The 4,966-nt window shown below is 69.6% G+C and carries 4 protein-coding genes; all 4 read left to right on the top strand.

Annotated elements, in window-relative coordinates; all coding sequences use genetic code 11:
* A partial coding sequence (locus GTW40_RS06015) for an FHA domain-containing protein (RefSeq protein ID WP_161179109.1) occupies positions 1 to 353 on the top strand: 353 nt, incomplete at its 5' end.
* A 132-nt stretch (positions 354 to 485) separates the two neighbouring features.
* On the top strand, positions 486 to 2,000 hold the full coding sequence (locus GTW40_RS06020; protein ID WP_202485457.1) for a Stp1/IreP family PP2C-type Ser/Thr phosphatase: 1,515 nt from the start codon (positions 486 to 488) through the stop codon (positions 1,998 to 2,000).
* Between the two features lie 27 nt (positions 2,001 to 2,027).
* Positions 2,028 to 3,497 carry an FtsW/RodA/SpoVE family cell cycle protein gene (locus GTW40_RS06025; protein ID WP_161179110.1) on the top strand — a complete coding sequence of 490 codons (1,470 nt, stop codon included), beginning with the start codon at positions 2,028 to 2,030 and terminating at the stop codon, positions 3,495 to 3,497.
* 181 nt (positions 3,498 to 3,678) lie between these two features.
* Positions 3,679 to 4,966: penicillin-binding transpeptidase domain-containing protein (locus GTW40_RS06030; protein WP_161179111.1), on the top strand; the 1,288-nt coding region annotated here is incomplete at its 3' end.

Here is a 4,966-nt window from a genome sequence, read left to right on the forward strand (position 1 = left end):
AGCGCGCCCAGCAGGGCCGCCGCGGCCAGCAGGGCGGCGGCGGCCGCCAGCGGCGCAACGCGCCCAGCAAGCTCGTCGTGACCGAGGGCACACTGACCGGCACCACCGTCGCCCTCCAGGGCCAGACGATCACCCTGGGCCGCGCCCACGACTCCACGATCGTGCTGGACGACGACTACGCCTCCAGCCGACATGCCAGGATCTACCCGGACCGCGACGGCCAGTGGATCGTCGAGGACCTCGGCTCCACCAACGGCACATACCTGGACCGGTCCCGGCTGACGACCCCCACGCCGATTTCGCTGGGAGCGCCGATCCGCATCGGCAAGACCGTCATCGAGCTGCGGAAGTAGTACGACAATGAGCGAGCGGAGCGAGCACGCAACGGCGGACCTCACCCCGGTCCCCGGCGCGCTCCCGACCGGAGGGTGGGCAGTGTGGCTCGACACGACCGGCTGTACCCGGAGCCGACGGGCGAGGTGCGCATGAGTCTGTCACTGCGCTTCGCCGCCGGATCGCACAAGGGCATGATCCGGGAAGGCAACGAGGACTCCGGTTACGCCGGTCCGCGCCTGCTCGCCATCGCCGACGGCATGGGCGGCCAGGCGGCCGGCGAGGTCGCCTCCTCCGAGGTCATCTCCACCCTGGTCACGCTCGACGACGACGTGCCCGGCTCCGACCTCCTCACCACCCTCGGCCAGGCCGTCCAGTACGCCAACGACCAGCTGCGCGGCATGGTCGAGGAGGACCCCCAGCTGGAAGGCATGGGGACCACCCTGACCGCCCTGCTGTGGACCGGCCAGCGCCTCGGCCTCGTGCACGTCGGCGACTCGCGCGCGTACCTGCTGCGCGACGGGATGCTGACCCAGATCACCCAGGACCACACCTGGGTGCAGCGCCTGGTCGACGAGGGCCGGATCACCGAGGAAGAGGCCACCACCCACCCGCAGCGCTCCCTGCTGATGCGCGCGCTGGGCAGCGGCGACCACGTGGAACCCGACCTCTCGGTCCGCGAGGTCCGCGCCGGTGACCGCTATCTGATCTGCTCCGACGGCCTCTCCGGCGTCGTCTCCCACCAGACGATGGAGGAGACCCTCGCCAGCTACCAGGGCCCGCAGGAGACCGTGCAGGAGCTGATCCAGCTCGCGCTGCGCGGCGGCGGCCCCGACAACATCACCGTCATCGTCGCCGACGTCCTCGACCTGGACACCGGGGACACCCTCGCCGGTCAGCTGTCCGACACCCCCGTGGTGGTCGGCGCCGTCGCCGAGAACCAGCTCCACCCGCACGACAACGGCATCATGCAGACCCCGGCCGGCCGCGCCTCCCACCTCGGCCGCCAGGGCCGCGGCCAGGGCGGCGGGGGCGAGTACGGCGGCCCCGGTTCCGGCGCGGACTACGACGGCGACGGCTACGCCGACGACGACTTCGTCAAGCCCCGCAAGGGCCGCAAGTGGCTCAAGCGCACGTTCTACAGCGCTCTCGCCCTCGCGGTGATCGGCGGCGGTGTCTACGGCGGCTACCGCTGGACCCAGACGCAGTACTACGTCGGCATCAACGGCCAGCACGTGGCGCTCTACCGGGGCATCAGCCAGAACCTGGCCTGGGTCTCCCTCTCGAAGGTCGAGAAGGACCACCCCGAGATCGAACTCAAGTACCTGCCGGCCTATCAGCAGAAGCAGGTCAGGAACACGATCGCGGCGGGCGGCATCGAGCAGGCCCGCACCAAGATCGACGCGCTCGCGCTCCAGGCGTCCGCCTGCCGCAAGCAGGACGAACGCGCGACCGCCGGGAGCGAGAACGCGGCGGCCGGCGGTACCGCCACCGCCACCCGGACCTCCCTCACGGCCACGGCGTCCCCGACCCCGAACCCGTCGGGATCGGGGAAGCCGTCCACCACGTCGCCCTCGAAGTCCCCGACCGCAACCGCCACGCCCCGGCCCGGCCCGAGCCTCTCCAAGGATGAGCAGAAGGTCGTCGATCAGTGCGGCAAGCAGTAGGCAAGCCGTGAGAGGCCCCGTCACACGATGAGCAGTACTACCAACACGCCGACGCACCAGACGTCCACGATCGGCTCCATCGGCGCACCGAGCCGCCGCAACACCGAGCTGGCCCTGCTGATCTTCGCCGTGGTCATCCCGGTCTTCGCCTACGCCAACGTGGGCCTGGCCCTCGACAACCAGGTCCCCACGGGCCTGCTCGGCTACGGCCTGGGCCTCGGCCTGCTGGCCGGCGTCGCCCACCTCGTCGTGCGGAAGTTCGCCCCGTACGCCGACCCGCTGCTGCTGCCGCTGGCCACCCTGCTCAACGGGCTCGGCCTGGTGTGCATCTGGCGACTGGACCAGTCGAAGCTGCTGCAGTCGATCCACGTCGCGGGCGGCAAGGCGACCAACCAGCTGATCTACACCGCCATGGGCATCACCCTGTTCGTGGTCGTCCTGATCTTCCTCAAGGAACACCGCACGCTGCAGCGGTACACCTACATCTCCATGGCGGCCGCGCTGTTCCTGCTGCTGCTTCCTCTGGTGCCGGGCCTCGGCGCCGACGTCTACGGCGCCAAGATCTGGATCCAGATCGGCAGCTTCACCATCCAGCCCGGTGAGTTCGCCAAGATCGTGCTCGCGGTCTTCTTCGCCGGATACCTGATGGTCAAGCGGGACGCGCTCGCGCTCGCCAGCCGCCGCTTCATGGGCCTCTACCTGCCGCGCGGCCGTGACCTCGGCCCGATCCTCGTCGTCTGGGCGATCTCGATCCTCATCCTGGTCTTCGAGACCGACCTCGGTACCTCGCTGCTGTTCTTCGGCATGTTCGTGATCATGCTGTACGTGGCCACCGAGCGGACCAGCTGGATCGTCTTCGGTCTGCTGATGTCGGCGGCGGGCGCGGTCGGTGTGGCGAGCTTCGAGCCGCACATCCAGGTGCGTGTCCAGGCGTGGCTCAACCCGATGCACGAGTACCTGCTGAGCCGTGACCCCAAGGCCACCGGCGTCCACTCCGACCAGCTCCAGCAGGCCCTGTGGGCGTTCGGCTCCGGCGGCACCCTCGGCACCGGCTGGGGACAGGGCCACTCCGAGCTGATCCGCTTCGCGGCCAACTCCGACTTCATCCTCGCCACCTTCGGCGAGGAGCTGGGCCTGGCCGGCCTGATGGCGATCCTGCTGATCTACGGTCTGATCGTCGAGCGCGGTGTGCGCACCGCCCTCGCCGCCCGCGACCCGTTCGGCAAGATGCTCGCGGTCGGCCTGTCCGGCGCCTTCGCCCTCCAGGTCTTCGTCGTCGCCGGCGGTGTGATGGGCCTCATCCCGCTGACCGGTATGACGATGCCGTTCCTCGCCTACGGCGGTTCGTCCGTCATCGCCAACTGGGCCCTCATCGCCATCCTGATCCGCATCAGCGACACGGCCCGCCGTCCCGCGCCCGCCCCGGCAGCCAGCCCCGACGCCGAGATGACCCAGATCGTCCGGCCCGGCGGCAGCGGACCCGTCGCCGAAGCGTGAGCACCCGCGACCACGGCGGTACGGCGACCCTCCGGGGCCCGCTGTGCCGCCGTACGGCTGCCGCGGAACCGCCGGGGCACACAGCGCGTGCCCCTAGACTGTGGGCGGCCGAGGACGAGCGCCAGCAACACCGACAGACTGAAGCAACAGGCGCCCCTGTTAGCTTGTGGAAAGGCCGGACGTGAACAAGCCCCTGCGCCGCATCGCGATCTTCTGCGGACTCCTCGTCCTGGCGCTGCTGATCCGCGACAACTGGCTCCAGTACGCCCAGGCCGACAAGCTGCGCACCGATCCCGACAACCGCCGCGTCGCCATCGAGCGCTACGCCTCCCCGCGCGGCGACATCATCGTGGACGGCAACCCGATAACCGGCTCCGTCGAGACCAAGGCCGGCGACTACAAGTACAAGCGCACGTACAAGAACGGGCCCATGTGGGCACCGGTCACCGGCTACTCCTCCCAGGCGTTCGGCGGCACCCAGCTCGAGAAGATCAACGACGGCATCCTCACCGGCAACGACGACCGGCTCTTCTTCCGCAACACCCTCGACATGATCACGGGCAAGCCCAAGCAGGGCGGCAACGTCGTCACCACCCTCAACGCCGCCGCGCAGAAGGCCGCGTACAACGGCCTGAAGGCCCAGGGCGGCAAGGGTGCGGCGGTCGCGATCGAGCCCTCCACGGGCAAGATCCTGGCGCTGGCCTCCTACCCGTCGTACGACCCGTCCTCCTTCTCCGGCGACCGCAACAGCGACTCGGCGGCCTGGCAGAAGCTGCAGAAGAAGATCGACCCCACGGACCCGACGCTCAACCGGGCGCTGCGCGAGACCTACCCGCCGGGCTCCACCTTCAAGGTGGTCACCGCGGCGGCGGCGCTGGAGAACGGCCTGTACTCCTCCGCCGACCAGAAGACGGACTCGCCGCTGCCCTGGGTCATGCCGGGCACGCAGACCGAGCTGAAGAACGAGGGCAACCTGCCCTGCCAGAACGCGACCATGCGCGAGGCGCTGCGCGTGTCCTGCAACACCGTCTTCGGCAAGATCGGCGCCGACCTCGGCAAGGACAAGATGCTCGACGAGGCCAAGAAGTTCGGCTTCGACGCGGAGCAGTTCGTCCCGGTCCGCGCCAACGCCTCGGTCTTCTCCAAGGAGATGAACCAGTCGCAGACGGCGCTGTCCTCCATCGGCCAGTTCAACACCGCCGCGACCCCGCTGCAGATGGCCATGGTCGCCTCGGCGGTCGCCAACGACGGCAAGCTGATGAAGCCGTACATGGTGGACGAGCTGCAGTCCTCGAACCTCGACCCGATCGAGAAGACCGAGCCGCAGGAGCTGAGCCGCCCGCTGTCGGCGCAGAACGCGCAGATCCTCCAGTCGATGATGGAGACCGTCGTCAAGTCGGGCACGGGCACCAAGGCGCTGATCGACGGGGCCACCGTCGGCGGCAAGACCGGTACCGCGCAGCACGGCG

The organism is Streptomyces sp. SID4985, from assembly GCF_009863025.1.
GTDB lineage: Bacteria > Actinomycetota > Actinomycetes > Streptomycetales > Streptomycetaceae > Streptomyces.

What these genes read in the sequence shown, in the direction of transcription:
- GTW40_RS06020 (WP_202485457.1), top strand. Translation starts at nt 486, where the DNA reads ATGAGTCTGTCACTGCGCTTCGCCGCCGGATCGCACAAGGGCATGATC.
- GTW40_RS06025 (WP_161179110.1), top strand. Translation starts at nt 2,028, where the DNA reads ATGAGCAGTACTACCAACACGCCGACGCACCAGACGTCCACGATCGGC.